The sequence below is a fragment of the Gluconobacter sp. R75690 genome (genome assembly GCF_015244525.1).
Lineage (GTDB): Bacteria > Pseudomonadota > Alphaproteobacteria > Acetobacterales > Acetobacteraceae > Gluconobacter > Gluconobacter potus.
Map to the genome: position 1 here is coordinate 121083 of NZ_JABCQB010000004.1, position 15185 is coordinate 136267.

Genomic DNA, 15185 nt, shown 5'->3' on the forward strand with positions numbered 1-15185 from the left:
GCCCGGACCATCTCAGCTACCGGAAGCGAGTTCCGCTGCCTGACGGATGGCCTGGGCCTTGTCCAGATTGAAGCCTTCGGTCTGACGCCTCAGCGTGTCCAGTTCGGAACACTGACGCGCCGCCAGATTAGCCTTTGCAAGATCCCCGCGCCGCGCTGCCGAGCGCGCACGGTCTGCCAGTCCCTCGCCTAGCAAATCACAGAGCAATGCGAAACCTTCAGCCTCTCTCGCAATACGTTCGCTCAGGGCCATGGTTTCCGATCCACGCACCTGTCCGGCAAGGATTTCCGCCACAAATGAGGCAATCGCCCCGTCCCGGTCATGCGACAGAAAGAGTGCCCGGCCAGGCGATCCATGGGCCCGCGCCAGCACATCCGCAGAGATGCCGGGCAGTGCAGCCCGCATATCGGCATCGGACAACGCGGACAGGGCAAGCATCCGGCAGCGGCTGCGGATCGTGGGCAGGAGCGCGCCCGGAGAGGACGTGGTCAGCAGCAGGACACAGCGCGGGGGTGGCTCTTCGAGGATCTTGAGCAGGGCGTTGGCCGCGAACCGGTTCAGATATTCCGCTCCGTCCACGATCACCACACGCCATCCGCCTTCGGTCGCCGTGTGATGCAGAAACGTCTGGACCGGACGCACATCTGCTGCGGTAATTTCACCTCGCAGACGGCCTTTTTTCTCGTCCACGGCCCGCGAGATTTCCAGCAGGTCCCCATGCGTTCCGGCCGCAATGCGACGCGCCTGCGACGAGTCCGGATTTTCCGCATTCAGCAGGAGCCGCGCCAGACGGAAGGCCAGCGTTGCCTTTCCGATCCCTGCCGGACCGCAGATCAGCCAGGCATGATGCAGCCTGCCGCTGGCCAGCGCCTGCCGAAACGTCGCTTCCGCCTCGCCGTGGCCATACAGGTTCAGAGTGTGACGCGGATCGCTCACACGCCCTGAACCGTCAGGATGTCATGCACAGCATGCAGGAGCGCCGCACTGACGGCCTCCGGCGTCTGGCCCGCATCCACACGCTTCACCCGCACCGGATCAGCCGACGCAATCGCATTGAACCCGGCCAGAACGCGCTCGTGGAATGCTTCCGCCTGAGCCTCGTAACGGTCCGTCTGGCCGCCCCGGGCTTTCAGACGCGCGAGCGCCTGCGTCCGGGGGAGTTCCAGCATCAGCGTCAGATCCGGCTCGAAATCCACGAGTTTGCGGGCGCCATTCAGGAACGCCAGAACTTCGGGCGCCCCCTGCCCGATGCCGTAGCCCTGATAGGCCAGCGTCGAATCATGGAAACGATCACACACTACGATTGCGCCGCGCTCCAGCGCTGGCAGAATGGCGTTGTCGAGGTGGTCAGACCGGGCGGCCATGTGCATCAGGATTTCCGCCCGCCAGGAGAGATCAACCTTCCCGAACAGCAGCAGGTTGCGGATTTCTTCCGCGCCCGGCGTGCCGCCAGGTTCCCGTGTCAGAAGGACCTCGTGCCCTTCCGCGCTCAGGGCCTCGGCCAGAAGGCGGGCCTGGGTGGATTTCCCGGCGCCCTCGCCACCTTCGAGCGTAATGAACAGTCCTTTTCCAGCCATGCCCTTACTGCGCGGGACCATGGCCCAGACGCGTCATGGCGCGGGCAATCAGTCCGAGCTTTGCAACCGATTCGCCAGCCTCAAGCGGCACACGGATATCGGCCATGTTGGGCGCGGAAATCACCAGCGCTCCGCAGACCTGACCCTTCGTCACCGGCGCAATGACCGGAGAGGCATAATCGACCCCGATATGGGAGCGCTGCTGCCAGCCCACCGGGAGCGTCATGACGATATCGGCCCCTGCGACCAGCGAGACCTGACGGTGTTCGCCCATCCAGACCGGGGCGGAATCCACGACCTGCCCGCGACGGAACAGCGTGGCGTTCTCGAAATTCGCAAATGCCCAAGACATCAGACGCTCGCCCTCATGGGCGCGCTCATTGCTCGACGACGTACCGTTGATGACGACGATGACGCGGTTGCCATTGCGCTGGGAGCTTGCACACAGACCAAAACCGCCAGCATCCGTATGGCCGGTCTTCAGGCCGTCAGCGAGCCCCTTGTCGACCAGCACGTTCCGGTTGCCCTGACGGATGTGGTTGTAGGTGAACTCGAGCTCACCGAAATAATGGTAATACTGGGGGAAATCGCGGATCAGATGGGATGCGATCGTCGCGACATCGCGCGCCGTCATGTAATGGCCGTCCGCCGGCAGACCCGTCACGTTGACGAAATGCGAGTTTATCATGCCGAGCTTCGGCGCTTCTTCGTTCATCATCGCAACGAAGCGCTCTTCCGAACCCGCAATGCCTTCCGCCAGAACGATGCAGGCGTCATTACCGGACTGGATCAGCATGCCCTGGATCAGGTCGGATACCAGAACGCTCTGGCCCAGCGGCACGAACATCTTGGAACCCTGCGTGCGCCAGGCTTTTTCGCTGACCGGCAGGCTCTGCTCCAGACGGATGCGACCCGTGGCCAGCATGCCGAACACGATATAGGCGGTCATCATCTTCGTCAGCGAAGACGGCGCCATGCGCTCGTCCGACGCCTTGTCGAGCAGGACTGCGCCCGTGTCGTAATCCACGACATAGGCCCAGCGCGCCACCGTATCGAACGGTCCGATCGGAGTGTTCGCCGGCGTGCCGACAGGTGCGTCAGCCGCAGGAGCCGCAGCGGCTTTCGCAGCATGGCCTGCATGACGGTGCGGGCGCGCAAACGCCTTCAGGGGCCCCGCAAAAGAAGCACAGGCCGCAATGCCTGCCACCCCACCGAAAAGAGAGCGTCTAGTCCGCACGTTCGTCCCCAGTTCCACGGCCTTCACACAACCGGCCGTCATTCCACAATGATCCGCGCGCCCTCTACCCCGCACAGGCGGGTGCGGTCCAGTGCCGCGTCCGCCTGTGCGATATCGGCATAGGGCCCGCCAAGAGCACGCCATTCCAGTCCCGCGCCTTCGGAGGCGTGCAGAACTGTACCGCCACAGCGCATGGCGACACTTGCCGCCGTCGCATGGCCGGAAAATATTCCCATCAGGACATACAGCCCCGATGGCCCCGGACTGCCCTGCATCCAGGTCGCAGGCAGCGGCCCCACGGCGACGGAGGACGCCGCCGCAGACGAGTCGTTCCCGTACACCCGCGAAGACCCGTCACTCAGGGATGTCTCGCGGACTTCCCCGACGGGAGCCGCGGAAATGTTCTGGGCAGGCGGCTTGCCCAATCCTTCCGCCAGGGACCGGCTGGCCGCTTCGTCTTCCGTGACCTCAACGGGCGTATCCGCCGTCATGCCCAGCAGATCCGCGGCTTTCGGAGAAAGCGCGATGATGCGTCCCGGATCAGCCGGTCCACGATCGGTCAGCCGGATGCGGACGATCCGCCCGTTCAGCAGATTGCGGACACTGACGATCGCCGGAAGCTGGAGCGTCTGATGGGCGCCGGTCATGCCGTTCGCGGACCAGGCCTCGCCATCCGCCATCAGTCCGCCAGCCGGTGCGTGCTGCCGTGTTGCCAGACCTGTCACATGATAGTCGAACTGCTCGTTGGGATAGAACCAGCCGTGCGTTCCGCGCCAGGCACTTCCCAGTTCGTAATGCGGGTGCGCGGCAGGCGTCGGTTCCTCACGGTGACAGGCCGCAAGAAGCGGCAGAAGGGCCAGAGCGGCCCCGTAATTACGCAGAGACAATGCCCGTCCCCAGAAGCCCGACGCCGAGCGCATAATAGTCCGAAGGGTTGTAGCGGCGGATCACGTTGAAGTTGTGATAGACCATGAAAGCCTGCGTCCCCGGACCATCGGGCTGCACGACAGCACCCTGCACGTTCGACTGCGAGAACGCCGTCCCATCCACGCGACGCACGCCCAGCGCCATCCACTCGCCCAGCGTCCGCTGCCGGGTCCGGCCGATTTCCGCCTTGTCGAGCACTTTAGTCAGCGTGACTTCCTGCCCCCAGGGTTCGTTGACCTGCCAGCCGCATTTGCCAAGGTAATTGGCAATGGAGGCGAACACATCCGCTTCAGACGTCCAGATATTGCGCTTGCCGTCCCCGTCTCCATCCGCCGCGTAGCGCAGATAGGCACTGGGCATGAACTGCGCCTGCCCCATGGCGCCCGCATAGCTGCCAATCATGGCGGCCGGTGCGATATCGCCGTCATTGAGGATCTGAAGGGCCTTCATGAGCTCGTTGCGAAAGAAGGCGGAACGCCGCCCGTCAAAGGCCAGCGTCGCCAGCGCATCGATGACGGAATATGTGCCGTCATGCGCGCCAAACCCCGACTCGAGACCCCAGATCCCCATGACGGCGCGGTCGTCGCATCCAAAGCGTGCGCTGACGGGAGACATCACAGACTGCTGAGCGGCGTAAACACTCCGCCCTTTCACAAACCGCGACTCCGGCAGAACGCGGTCGCGATACTGCGCCCAGGTCAGGGTGAACTCCGGCTGGTGACGGTCCAGTTTGAGCACGGAGGCGTTGGGCTGCGTCGTCAGGCTGAGGGCCTGCGAGACGATCGCAGATGAAAGGCCCTGCGCCAGTGCCTGTGCCCGGACACTCTCGAGAAAAGCACCATAACTCTGCACACGGGCCTGCGCGTTGGCGGATGAAATCCCGACTGCCGCCGAACCGGCAACGGAAGTCAGGGCGGCAAGCAGATGGCGTCTTTGAAGCACGGTCAGGACCAGTCCCTTACGGGTAGAAATGATAGGACATACGCTAGCAATCCGCGACACGAACCGCCAGTCTCGCCGGGAGTGTCGCAGGTCATTCGCACCGAAATATGGCACGGCAAGATTGTCGTTGGCGCGCTGGCGTGCGAAACCGGCGCCTCAATGTTCATGGAACCTCCCCACTCGTGATCGCCATCGGCCCCGCCATGGCCTCGCAGCCAGCCTGGCTGAAGGCAGCCACCATCATTGTGGGCACCTTCATTCTCGAAGACGTGGCAACGGTGCTTTCCGCCATCGCCGCCCGCGCTGGAGAAGTCAGCATTCCACTGGCGCTCGGGGCCCTCTATTTCGGGGTGGCAGTCGGGGACATGGGCCTGTATGGCCTCGGTGCTGCCGGAGCCCGCTGGCCTTATCTCAAGCGGTTCCTGACCCTTCCCAAGCGCGAACGCACACAGGACTGGTTCAGCACGAACGTCATCCGCGTCGTGGCCATCTCCCGCTTCGTGCCCGGCGCCAGGCTGCCGCTCTATACGGCCTGCGGTTTCTTCCGCGCGCCGTTCCTTCCCTTTGCCATGACCGCAGTTCTGGCTACGCTGGTCTGGACGACGTGTCTTTTCCTGCTCGCCATGAGAGTCGGAGGCTGGCTGCTCGCCCATCAGGGGGGCTGGCGCTGGGCCGGGCTGGCGGGGTTCGTCCTGTGTATCGTTGTCGTCGGGCGCCTGATCGCCCGTCTCCAGACCGTGAGCCAGTAACAGCAATGTCCAAGTCAGAAGCCGACCAGAACCCGCTCTCCCTTTTCGAATTCTGGCCTGGATCCATCTTCTACACCCCCATCGTCCTGTACTGGATCGCCATGGGGATCAAATACCGCGACCTCAGCATCTCGACCGCCGCCAATCCGCGTATCGAAACCGGCGGCCTGTGCGGCGAGAGCAAGTCCTCCATCCTCGACATGGGTGGCTCCACGGCACAGTCCTATATCGCCCCTTATGTCGTCTTCCGCAGCGGCAAGGGTTCCGTTCGCCGCGCACTCGACGCCATGGAGCGCAAGGGCCTGTCCTTCCCCGTCGTCATCAAGCCCGATATCGGCTGCAATGGCACGGGTGTGAAACTCGTCCAGTCCCGCGAACAGCTCGAAGCCGTCCTGCCGCAGTTCCCTGACGACGTGGACATGCTGGCGCAGGAACTCATTACCTATCCCGTCGAGGCTGGGCTGTTCTACATCCGCCATCCCGACGAGCCACGTGGCCGCATCACCTCGATCACCTACAAGGAAGCGCCGGTCCTGACAGGCGATGGCGTGTCCACCATTGAGGAGCTGATCCTGCGCGATCCCCGCATGAGCCTGGTGCCGCAGATCTATCTGCCGCGTCTGGCCGGACGGGAGAAGAACGTCCTCGCCAAGGGTGAGGAAATGCCGCTGGTCTTCGCGGGCAACCACTGCAAGGGTTCCGTCTTCCGCGACGGCCGCGCCGACACCACGGACGCGCTGACCGCACGCCTCGACGCCATCATGAAGGACATCCCGGATTTCCATTTCGGGCGCGTGGACGTGAAAGCCGCTTCCATTGAGGACCTGCGCCGGGGAGAGAACTTCCGGATCATCGAGATCAACGGTGTCGGCTCCGAAGCAACCCATATCTGGGACCGCCGCACCACGCTGTGGGAAGCCTATCGCGCCCAGTTCTCACATTACCGTCAGACGTTCCTGATCGGTGCCGCCAACAGGGCGCGGGGCTGGAAAACGTCAGGCGCGTTCTCGATGCTGCATTCCTGGCGCAAGCAGCGCCGGCTGCTGGCGTCCTATCCGCTGAACGACTGAATCCAGTGCGGCAGGCTGGCCTTACTGGCCCAGCTTGCCGCCGCCAAAGATGTAATTGCTGACCTGCTGCTCCAGAGAAAGCTGATCCTGCGTATCGGTGATCTTGCCCTCACTGGACAGCGTGGTGTGAGAATGACCGGGCTGGATCTGCAAGGCATTGTCCGCCGTCATGGTCGGTGCACCGATGCCCACGGCCGTATCCACGGGAAGATGCAGGCGCTGGTCCACCGTAAAGGCCACATCGGCCATCTGTGTGCGCGGATCAAGCGTGATGGAGACAACACGACCTACAGGCACACCGGCGAGATCGACATTCGCGCCCGCATGAAGGCCATTCGCGGAGTTGAAGGCCGCGTGCAGGGTTTCGCCCTGAAAGTCAGGCCCTTTGCGCAGGGCATTGCCGTAGACGAGGAATGTTCCGGCAATCGCCAGAACGAGACCACTGGCCAGGATGGCGCCCCCACGGCCGCTCAATGTTGACTGCATGCCAGCCTCGCCTTCCGGAAAATCTTGAACAGAACGGGAGTTAGTCCTCCCTTGACCGCCCGGTCAAGGTGGAGAGCAAGGTTGCGTCCTCTGCCACCATCAGGCAAGTGATCTGCTTTTCCGCCTTTGTGACGAAGGCTTCCACCCGAAACAGGCTCCATGACGCTTCTCCAGGCCCTCATCCTCGCCATTGTCCAGGGAATTACCGAACCCTTCCCGGTCAGCAGCCTCGGTCATGCCGTGCTCCTGCCCGCGCTCCTGCATTGGGATCTGGACGAACACGCGCCCATGTTCCTGCCGTTCCTGACCATGCTGCATGTCGGCACGCTGGTCGCGCTGGCCGGTGTGTTCTGGCGGGACTGGATGGCCATTCTGGGCGGTATGTTCGGTCGCTACGGCAGCTACCGGCAGATGGAAGCGATTCGGATCTTCGGACTGCTGGTCATCGCCACCATCCCGGCCGTTCTGGTCGGATGGCTGCTGGAGCACCGCCTGCGCGCCGTGTTCGGCACGCCCCTCGCCGTTGCGGGGTTCCTGATCCTCAATGGCTTCCTGCTGATGGTCACCGAATGGCTCCGGCGCCAGAAGGGCCACCGCGACCACAAGCCCATTGCAACGCTTGCCCCCAAGGATGCCGTGATCATCGGCATCTGGCAGTGCCTGGCCCTGCTGCCGGGTCTGTCACGTTCGGGGGCGACCATGAATGGTGGCCTTCTGCGCGGACTGGACCATGAAACGGCCGCGCGGTTTTCGCTCCTGATGGCCCAGCCCATCGTGCTTGCGGCCACAGTCCGTGAAGCCTGGCAGATGCGTCACATGACAATCTCACACGACATCATGGTGCAGTGTGTTGCCGGTGCCGTCGTCGCCGGGCTGACCGCGCTAATCTGCTCGCTCGTGATGCTGCGCTTCTTTCGCAACCATGATGGCTGGGCCCTGACACCGTTTGGTGCCTACTGCGTTCTGGCCGGCCTTTTCGCCGGTGCCGTCATTCTTCTCTGACCTTTCCAGCCGCCGTTTTTCGCGGCACATTGCGGATCATGCCAGCTTCGATACAATCTCCTCCCGATCTCCCCGGACCAGGCCGCCGAAAGACCCTTGAACAGGTCCTTTTCGAGAACGACACGAACGGCCTCAAGCGCAGCCTGACGGCGACGCAGCTGATCATCCTCGGGGTCGGGTCCACGATCGGCGCTGGTATCTACGTCATGACGGGTACGGCCGCTGCCGAATATGCCGGTCCTTCGGTCCTGATTTCCTTCGTCATCGCTGCCCTCGCCTGCCTGTTCACGGCCTTTTCGTACGGCGAACTTTCCTCGACCCTTCCCGTATCGGGCTCGGCCTATTCCTACGCCTATATCTCGATGGGCGAAAAAGCGGCCTGGATGGTTGGCTGGCTCCTGCTTCTGGAATACGGCATCTCATGCTCTGCCGTCGCGGCGGGCCTGTCAGGTTATGCAAGCTCCCTGCTGGGCGTCACCGGCTTTCACATGCCATCTGCACTGACCCACGCAACGCTCCAGCCCGTGCCCGGCACGGCCGGAGCACAGATCAGCGCCGACTGGCGGTTCGATCTGATCGGCTTTACCGCGACGCTTCTCGTGACGGCCCTGCTGGTCCGGGGCGTCGAGGAATCCGCCCGCATCAACACCATGATCGTGGCGCTTAAAGTCGGAGTGCTGTTCGTGTTCGTGGCGCTGGGCATTGGAGCCGTCAATCCGGCGAACTGGCACCCGTTCTTTCCCGCCAGTGAAGGCGGCTTCCATTACGGCGTACGCGGCATTTTCCGCGCGGCTTCAGTCATTTTCTTTGCCTATGTCGGCTTCGAGGCCGTTTCCACCGCCTCGGCCGAGGCCCGCAATCCCACCCGCGACGTGCCGATCGGCATCATCGGTAGCCTGCTGATCTGCACCATCGTCTACATGATCGTTGCGACCGTCCTGCTCGGCATCGTGCCCTATCGTGAGCTGGATGTGCCCGATCCGCTCGCCATTGCGGTGAAGATCATGCACACGCCCTGGCTGTCCCTGCTGGTCAATATCGGTGCCACGATCGGCCTGTGCTCGGTCCTGATGGGCCTGATGTACGCGCAGTCCCGCGTCCTGCTAACCATCAGCCGCGACGGTCTGATCCCGCAGATCTTCAGCGTCATCCATCCGAAATTCCGCACGCCGTGGATCGGGACCATCGTTCTCGGCCTCGTGGTCGCACTCATCACCGCGACCCTGCCGATCGACATCATCAGCGATCTCGTTTCCATCGGGACGGCTGCGGCGTTCGGGATTGTCTGCTTCACGGTCATCTGGCAGCGCAACACGCGGCCTGACATCGTGCGTCCCTTCAGCGTCCCGATGGGCGGTATCCGCATCCGCGGGATCTGGATCGGCACGACCCCCGCCCTCGGCATCCTGTTCTGCCTGGTCATGACCATTCCGCTGGTCTCGGACATGGTTCATGCCGTCACCAGCGGCAACCCGGTGCCGCTGATCCTTCTGGTGACCTATCTGGCGCTGGGCATTGCAACTTATGTCTTCTACGGGCGGCGGCATTCAAAAATGCGCCCCGAGCGTCCTTCAGTCTGACGACATCGACGAACTGCCGGGCCCCATACCCGGGCCCATATAGCTTCCCGGTGGCGGTCGGCTGATCGGGGGCGCCATCCGCTCCCAAGGCTCCTGAGCACCAGCTGCGGGAGGCATCATGGAGAAACGCGAACGAGGCAGCGCCTCGGGGCATTCATCACGGATGCGAGCGATGATTTTCTCACGGATATCGCACCGCAGATCCCAGCTCTGAAGGGCTGTGCGGGCACTGGCGATGATGCGGATGGACATGACATGCGCATCGCAATCCGCCACCTGAACGTCGAACACGCGCCCGTCCCAGAGCGGGCAGCCACGCACGATCTCGTTCAGCATCTCACGGATCTTGTCCATCGGTGCCTGATAATCGACCCACAGGAACACAACCCCGATGATGGCCGCGGAATTATGCGTCCAGTTCTCGAACTGGTTTTCCAGAAAATACGAGATCGGCACGATATGCCGCCGCCAGTCCCAGACCCGCAGCACCACATAGGTCGCGTTGATTTCCTCGACCCAGCACCAGTCACCATTGATGATGATCAGGTCTTCCATCCGGATCGGCTGGGTCAGCGCGATCTGCACACCCGCAATCAGGTTCGTCAGCAGCCCGCGCGCTGACAGACCGACGATCAGGGACGCCGCCCCTGCCGACGCGAACAGGGACAGTCCATACTGCTTGACGGAGGGAAACAGCATCAGGGCCGAGGCCACGGTCACGATGCCCACCAGGATTTCCGTCAATCGTCGCAGGACGCGGATCTGCGTCTGGTGCGAGCGGATCATGATGTCATCCGTCTCCTCGCGCGCCGCGAGGCGGTTGAGATAGACCTCCGTCATGATCCGGAAGACCATGATCGCCGAGAACCCGAAAGTCAGGATCAGCAGGAACAGGAAGAAAAGCTGAAGATCATCTTCCTGCGCCGCCGTAAATCCCGTTGCAGCCGGCAACGCGGACAGCATGGCCAGAAGCGCCACCATCAACCGCGTGGGCCTGCGCAGGGACGAAACAATCCGCCGGATCAGCGCCGCCTTGCGCGAGCCCGGGATCCGTAGGAGCTGTGTCGTGACCAGATTACCGCAATAGAACGCCAGCACCCCCACGACCACCAGCATCAGCACCGAAACGACGGAAGCAGGCAGCCAGGTGAAATAGGACCGTATGGCAAACAGGGTGCTGACGAAATGTTGCGTCACCAGACGAAGGACTCCTTACATCAAAAGGAATTGCGGGCCTGAAAGAGGCCGAATTGATTTGAAAACTGGCATATCCCAAATGCCACAGGCACCCCGGACAATGCGACCCGTAAAAACATCTTATTTTCCCGGGACTAACGTGTTGACACCCTGAAAGATCCCCCTTAAAACCCCGCGACAACGCCGGTTAACCCCGGCCGGATGGCGGTGTAGCTCAGTGGTAGAGCAGGGGAATCATAATCCCTTGGTCGGCGGTTCAAATCCGTCCACCGCTACCATCCCTTTTCCCGAAAACAGAAAATTCATTGCGGCTATGCCCTGCTGCGCAACCGTTTCCTGTATTCTGCCCGGCATGATCAAGAAACCCCTGGCCGTCGTGACGATGGTCTATAATGAGCCGGAACATCTTCAGCTCTGGCGCCGTCATTATAGTGCCCAAGTCGGAGAAGCCGCCTGCTACGTGATCGATCACGGATCGGATGATGGTTCGACAGAGCATCTGGGACAGGTCAATGTCGTGCGGATCCCCCGCTCCCCACAGGACGATGAACGCCGCGCCCGCGCCATCGGAAAATTCTGCGACAGCCTGCTCGAATGGTATGACAGCGTCATCTATACGGATGTGGACGAAATCCTGCTCGCGGACCCGGCTTTCGTCCCTTCCCTGACGGAATTCGCGCTCCTGAACCGCTCCCCGGTCGTCACCGCCACAGGCTTTGACGTCATCCATATTCCGGACGAGGAAGCGTCGTTCGACTACAGCCGCCCCTTCTCCCTTCAGCGCCGCCATCTCCGCTTTTCCAGCGCGATGTGCAAACCGGTCCTGGCCCGCATTCCTATTACATGGGCTCCGGGTTTTCACTGCTGCGAGGAAACCGTCCCCAGCCTTGCGGCCCCTCTTTTCCTGTTCCATCTCCGCTACGCGGATCTGGCATCGGGACTGGAACGGCTGGACCGCACGCGCAGGCAGCCCTGGATTTCCGAAGAGGTCGGGCGTCACCAGCGTCTGGAAAACACGGACTGGGAGAACATGCTGCGCAGCATGGCCGGACTGCCCCGGACGGACTGCACGCTCGACAACCGTGACGAGCGCCTGAGCCAGTGGCGCCAGCAGGTCGAGGACAGCACACAGACACGTCTGCACGACCGCTACCGCCTTGATCTCCATCTGAGCGGCACGGAACTGTGGCGCGTTCCCGAGCGGTTCGTAGGACGGGTCTGAGACACAAAAAAAGCCGGCCCTTTGCGGAGCCGGCTTTTTTGATCTGTCTGAACCGAGGCTTCAGTCTGCCTCGACCTCAGCCGTGCGATGATCCTGATCGTCTTCCGAGGGACGCTCGGCATTGTATTCGGCGTCCTGTTCCTGCGAGGGCTGCTCCTCTTCAGAACGCTCGCCACGCGGCTCCCGGCGGTCTTCATACGCGCGCTGGCGCTGCTGCTGACGCTCGGTGCGCTCCTGCTGGCTCTTCTCGGCGGCCTGGTTCATGGCGTTGAGAATACGGAAATAATGTTCCGCGTGCTGGAAATAGGCTTCTGCAAGAATGCGGTCGCCAGTTCCGGTCGCGTCGCGGCCCAGCTGGAGATACTTCTCGAACAGCTGCTGCGCCGTACCACGGACCCGCAGATCGGGTCCATTACTGTCAAACACATGGTTGCGGTTCAGAGGTGTCTGGGCATTGCTGCTGCGTGATGGCCCACTGCCCGCACGATGATGCCGGCCTCTTATGCGCTTCATATTCATCGACCCGTGATGCACTTTCATGATGACGTGGACCGTTCTGCAACTGCAGAAAGTCCGACCGCCGCTGTCGAAAAAGACGTCTGTCTGTTCCGCTATGGCTGAACCCGGCTCAGCCAGTCTTCCATCGTCAGTGCATGATGACATGAACGATGGGCAAAGATACGCCTGACAGTGCTGATAAAACACCCTCAAATCGCATGCATTGGCTTTAGCAATACCAAGTTCCGCCAGTCAAGCCAACGGTTTTTCGTCACAATCCGCCCTCACCCGTCCGATTGCAGGACCAAGGCCCTTTCGATGCCGCCCAGATCGGCCTTATGCGCCACGTCCCGCAGCCCGCTCGCCGTTCCCAGCGCGGAGACCGCATCGATCTGCCCGATCCCCATCTCCAGGATCGCGTATCCCCCCGGCACTAGAAGCCCGGGCAACGCAGCGCACAGGATGCGATAGGCGTCCAGCCCGTCAGCGCCGCCATCGAGAGCCCGTGCCGGCTCATACTGCACGACTTCAGGCATCAGCCCGGCCAGATCCCCGCTCTCGATATACGGCGGGTTGGACAGGACGACATCGAACCGTCCCGTCAGCGCATCCGCCCAGCTTCCGGCCAGAAAGGCACTGCGTTTCGCCAGTCCGGCCCGGATGGCATTGCGCCTTGCCAGTGCTGCGGCCTGCGGGGACAGATCCACGCCCACACCCCTCGCCTGCTGATATTCGGACAGGGCTGCCAGCAGCAGGCACCCTGTTCCGGTTCCAAGATCGAGAATGGAGAGCGGCGCGTTGCGATCCGGACAGACATCCAGCAGGGCTTCGATCAGGGCTTCACTGTCGGCACGTGGGATCAGCGTGTCACGTCCCGTCTCCAGATCCAGCGTCCAGAAACCAGTCTCTCCCGTGATGAACGCCAGAGGCTCCCGGTCCAGCCGTCGTTTCAAAGCCTCTGCGAATCGCAGCTCCTGAGCAGGTTCTACACCATCCAGAGACAGCAGACCGCCCAGATCCCGCCCTGTCGCCCAGCACAGCAGAAGCCGGGCTTCACGGCGCGCATCCTCGATCCCGGCCTGCTCCAGCGCCTGTGAGGCCTCGCGCAAAAGATCATCTTTGGCCATCATCATTCAAGCGAACCTGTTATAGTTGGTGTCATGAAGTCCAAACGCGCCTTCCTCTATTCCGCCCTGCTGCTTGGCTGCACGCTCAATCCCGTTCACGCCCAGTCTGAACTGTCCACGGAACTGCCCCCGTCCTTTACCGTGACGGACGAGCGCGCGCCCGAAGAAATTTCGGAAGTCTCACGCCTGTATCTGGACGGCAATCTGGTTGCGACCTTCAGGCTGGGCCTGTCCAAGGCGCATGAGACGCAGACGATTCCGCTTCCAGTCGGCCGCTTCGATGTCGATTATGCCCTGTGTGGCGAAATCACCATTGTCCATAACGGCCATCAGGAAACCCATCAGGTCAGCAGCGAAGGCCAGCTCCATCACCCCGAAGGGCACTCGCTCGACGCCGTGGGGACCAACAACTTCACCGATTTCTTTCTGGTCGATTACGACGATGCCGCAGTTGCCACGCACCGGCATGGCCGCGCTGCCGTCTGCGCAACACCGAATACCTGAGGCTCAGAACCCTTCGGCGGCCAGCAGTTCTGTCTGCTCCTCGCGGGTCAGGGCATCGATGATCTCGTCGAACTCGCCGCCCATGATCCGGTCGATCTTGTAGAGCGTCAGATTGATCCGGTGGTCCGTCACACGCCCCTGCGGGAAATTATATGTTCGGATGCGCTCTGAACGATCGCCCGTCCCGACCTGTGATTTCCGGTCCGCTGCCCGGGTGGCATGAAGCTGCGCGCGTTCCCGCTCATAGAGCCGGGCGCGCAGGATCTTCATCGCTTTGGCCTTGTTCTTGTGCTGGCTTTTTTCTTCCTGCATCGCTACGACAATGCCACTGGGCATATGCGTGATGCGAACCGCACTCTCGGTCTTGTTGACGTGCTGCCCCCCCGCTCCCGAAGCCCGATAGACGTCAATCCGCAGATCATCGTCATTGACCGTGACATCGACTTCTTCGGCTTCAGGAAGCACGGCCACGGTCACAGTAGACGTATGAATCCGTCCCTGACTTTCCGTCGCCGGAACACGCTGCACCCGGTGCACACCGGACTCGTATTTCAGCCGCGCGAAAACCGAACGGCCGGAAATGGTCGCCATGCCTTCCTTGAGGCCGGCCACCTCGTTCTCAGCATATTCCATGACCTCGAAACGCCAGCCATTCTGTTCGGAAAAGCGTCGGTAGGCATCAAACAGTTCCGCTGCGAACAGACCCGCCTCATCGCCGCCCGCTGCCGGTCGGATTTCAAGGATAGCACTGCGTTCATCCGCCGCATCTTTCGGCAGCAGCGCCAGACGCAGGGCATGCTGGAGGTCAGGCAGGGTCGCCTCGATCTCCGCAAGCTCCATCTGGGCCAGCTCACGCATTTCCGGATCATCAAGCAGGGCCTGCGCCCCGGCTTTCTGCTCCTCGGCATCTTTCCAGGCCTGAATGGACGTCACTACAGGCTCAAGCTCGGCATATTCCTGCGACAGACGGGTGAAATCCTCACCCGTCAGATCGCCGGAAGACATCAGGGCCTGGACTTCCTCCGAACGCGCGACAATCCGCTCAAGCCTGTCGTCAAATGCCATCT

General features: G+C 62.2%; 16 protein-coding genes and 1 tRNA gene. 7 read left to right on the top strand and 10 right to left on the bottom strand.

Going from position 1 to position 15185, the window contains the following annotated elements; genetic code table 11:
* Nucleotides 1–12 precede the first annotated feature (12 nt).
* The 5 genes from HKD27_RS06170 to HKD27_RS06190 are packed head-to-tail and all read right to left on the bottom strand — an operon-like array spanning nucleotide 13 to nucleotide 4683.
* Nucleotides 13–936 carry a DNA polymerase III subunit delta' gene (locus tag HKD27_RS06170; protein ID WP_194688915.1) on the bottom strand — a complete coding sequence of 308 codons (924 nt, stop codon included), beginning with the start codon at nucleotides 934–936 and terminating at the stop codon, nucleotides 13–15.
* On the bottom strand, nucleotides 933–1577 hold the full coding sequence (gene tmk, locus HKD27_RS06175) for a dTMP kinase (RefSeq protein WP_194689018.1): 645 nt from the start codon (nucleotides 1575–1577) through the stop codon (nucleotides 933–935). Before tmk ends, HKD27_RS06170 begins: the two co-directional genes overlap by 4 nt.
* 4 nt (nucleotides 1578–1581) lie before the next feature.
* The gene (locus HKD27_RS06180) at nucleotides 1582–2856 is read right to left on the bottom strand and encodes a D-alanyl-D-alanine carboxypeptidase family protein (protein ID WP_194688916.1); all 1275 of its coding nucleotides are present in this window, start codon (nucleotides 2854–2856) and stop codon (nucleotides 1582–1584) included.
* Nucleotides 2853–3734 carry an RlpA-like double-psi beta-barrel domain-containing protein gene (locus HKD27_RS06185; RefSeq protein WP_172493606.1) on the bottom strand — a complete coding sequence of 294 codons (882 nt, stop codon included), beginning with the start codon at nucleotides 3732–3734 and terminating at the stop codon, nucleotides 2853–2855. Before HKD27_RS06185 ends, HKD27_RS06180 begins: the two co-directional genes overlap by 4 nt.
* Nucleotides 3688–4683 (bottom strand): lytic transglycosylase domain-containing protein, encoded by a 996-nt coding sequence (locus tag HKD27_RS06190; protein ID WP_194264613.1) that lies wholly within the window; start codon nucleotides 4681–4683, stop codon nucleotides 3688–3690. The genes HKD27_RS06185 and HKD27_RS06190 overlap by 47 nt, the downstream gene beginning before the upstream one ends.
* Nucleotides 4684–4865: 182 nt before the next feature.
* Here HKD27_RS06190 and HKD27_RS06195 point away from each other — a divergent pair, with 182 nt between their 5' ends.
* Nucleotides 4866–5432 (top strand): DedA family protein, encoded by a 567-nt coding sequence (locus tag HKD27_RS06195; RefSeq protein WP_041110405.1) that lies wholly within the window; start codon nucleotides 4866–4868, stop codon nucleotides 5430–5432.
* A 5-nt stretch (nucleotides 5433–5437) separates the two neighbouring features.
* Nucleotides 5438–6502 (top strand): D-alanine--D-alanine ligase, encoded by a 1065-nt coding sequence (locus HKD27_RS06200; RefSeq protein WP_062498043.1) that lies wholly within the window; start codon nucleotides 5438–5440, stop codon nucleotides 6500–6502.
* 21 nt (nucleotides 6503–6523) lie between these two features.
* Here the strand turns inward: HKD27_RS06200 and HKD27_RS06205 are convergent, their stop codons facing one another.
* Nucleotides 6524–6988: an MlaD family protein gene (locus tag HKD27_RS06205; protein ID WP_062498045.1), complete on the bottom strand. Its 465-nt coding sequence runs from the start codon at nucleotides 6986–6988 to the stop codon at nucleotides 6524–6526.
* A gap of 159 nt (nucleotides 6989–7147) precedes the next feature.
* Here HKD27_RS06205 and HKD27_RS06210 point away from each other — a divergent pair, with 159 nt between their 5' ends.
* Both HKD27_RS06210 and HKD27_RS06215 read left to right on the top strand, forming a co-directional pair.
* On the top strand, nucleotides 7148–7990 hold the full coding sequence (locus HKD27_RS06210; protein ID WP_194688917.1) for an undecaprenyl-diphosphate phosphatase: 843 nt from the start codon (nucleotides 7148–7150) through the stop codon (nucleotides 7988–7990).
* Nucleotides 7991–8028: 38 nt separating this feature from the next.
* Nucleotides 8029–9570, top strand: coding sequence for an amino acid permease (locus HKD27_RS06215; RefSeq protein WP_194688918.1), 1542 nt, complete (start codon nucleotides 8029–8031; stop codon nucleotides 9568–9570).
* Here the strand turns inward: HKD27_RS06215 and HKD27_RS06220 are convergent.
* Nucleotides 9562–10767 (bottom strand): mechanosensitive ion channel family protein, encoded by a 1206-nt coding sequence (locus HKD27_RS06220; RefSeq protein ID WP_041110415.1) that lies wholly within the window; start codon nucleotides 10765–10767, stop codon nucleotides 9562–9564. The genes HKD27_RS06215 and HKD27_RS06220 overlap by 9 nt on opposite strands.
* A 203-nt stretch (nucleotides 10768–10970) precedes the next feature.
* Here HKD27_RS06220 and HKD27_RS06225 point away from each other — a divergent pair.
* Together HKD27_RS06225 and HKD27_RS06230 are read left to right on the top strand one after the other, a co-directional pair.
* Nucleotides 10971–11045: transfer RNA gene (locus tag HKD27_RS06225), tRNA-Met, on the top strand.
* A 74-nt stretch (nucleotides 11046–11119) separates the two neighbouring features.
* Nucleotides 11120–11989 (top strand): glycosyltransferase family 2 protein, encoded by an 870-nt coding sequence (locus HKD27_RS06230; protein ID WP_194688919.1) that lies wholly within the window; start codon nucleotides 11120–11122, stop codon nucleotides 11987–11989.
* A gap of 60 nt (nucleotides 11990–12049) precedes the next feature.
* Here HKD27_RS06230 and HKD27_RS06235 read toward each other — a convergent pair whose 3' ends face one another.
* Both HKD27_RS06235 and prmC read right to left on the bottom strand, forming a co-directional pair.
* Complete coding sequence (locus tag HKD27_RS06235) at nucleotides 12050–12508, bottom strand: DUF4167 domain-containing protein (RefSeq protein ID WP_228120416.1); 459 nt, start codon at nucleotides 12506–12508, stop codon at nucleotides 12050–12052.
* A gap of 263 nt (nucleotides 12509–12771) precedes the next feature.
* The gene (gene prmC / locus HKD27_RS06240) at nucleotides 12772–13617 is read right to left on the bottom strand and encodes a peptide chain release factor N(5)-glutamine methyltransferase (protein ID WP_194689019.1); all 846 of its coding nucleotides are present in this window, start codon (nucleotides 13615–13617) and stop codon (nucleotides 12772–12774) included.
* A 30-nt stretch (nucleotides 13618–13647) separates the two neighbouring features.
* Between prmC and HKD27_RS06245 the strand changes: the two genes are divergently transcribed.
* Entirely contained in the window at nucleotides 13648–14118 is a 471-nt protein-coding gene (locus tag HKD27_RS06245; protein ID WP_011251633.1) for a hypothetical protein, read from the top strand.
* A 3-nt stretch (nucleotides 14119–14121) separates the two neighbouring features.
* Here the strand turns inward: HKD27_RS06245 and prfA are convergent, their stop codons facing one another.
* Nucleotides 14122–15183 (bottom strand): peptide chain release factor 1, encoded by a 1062-nt coding sequence (gene prfA, locus HKD27_RS06250; RefSeq protein WP_194264605.1) that lies wholly within the window; start codon nucleotides 15181–15183, stop codon nucleotides 14122–14124.
* Nucleotides 15184–15185 lie beyond the last annotated feature (2 nt).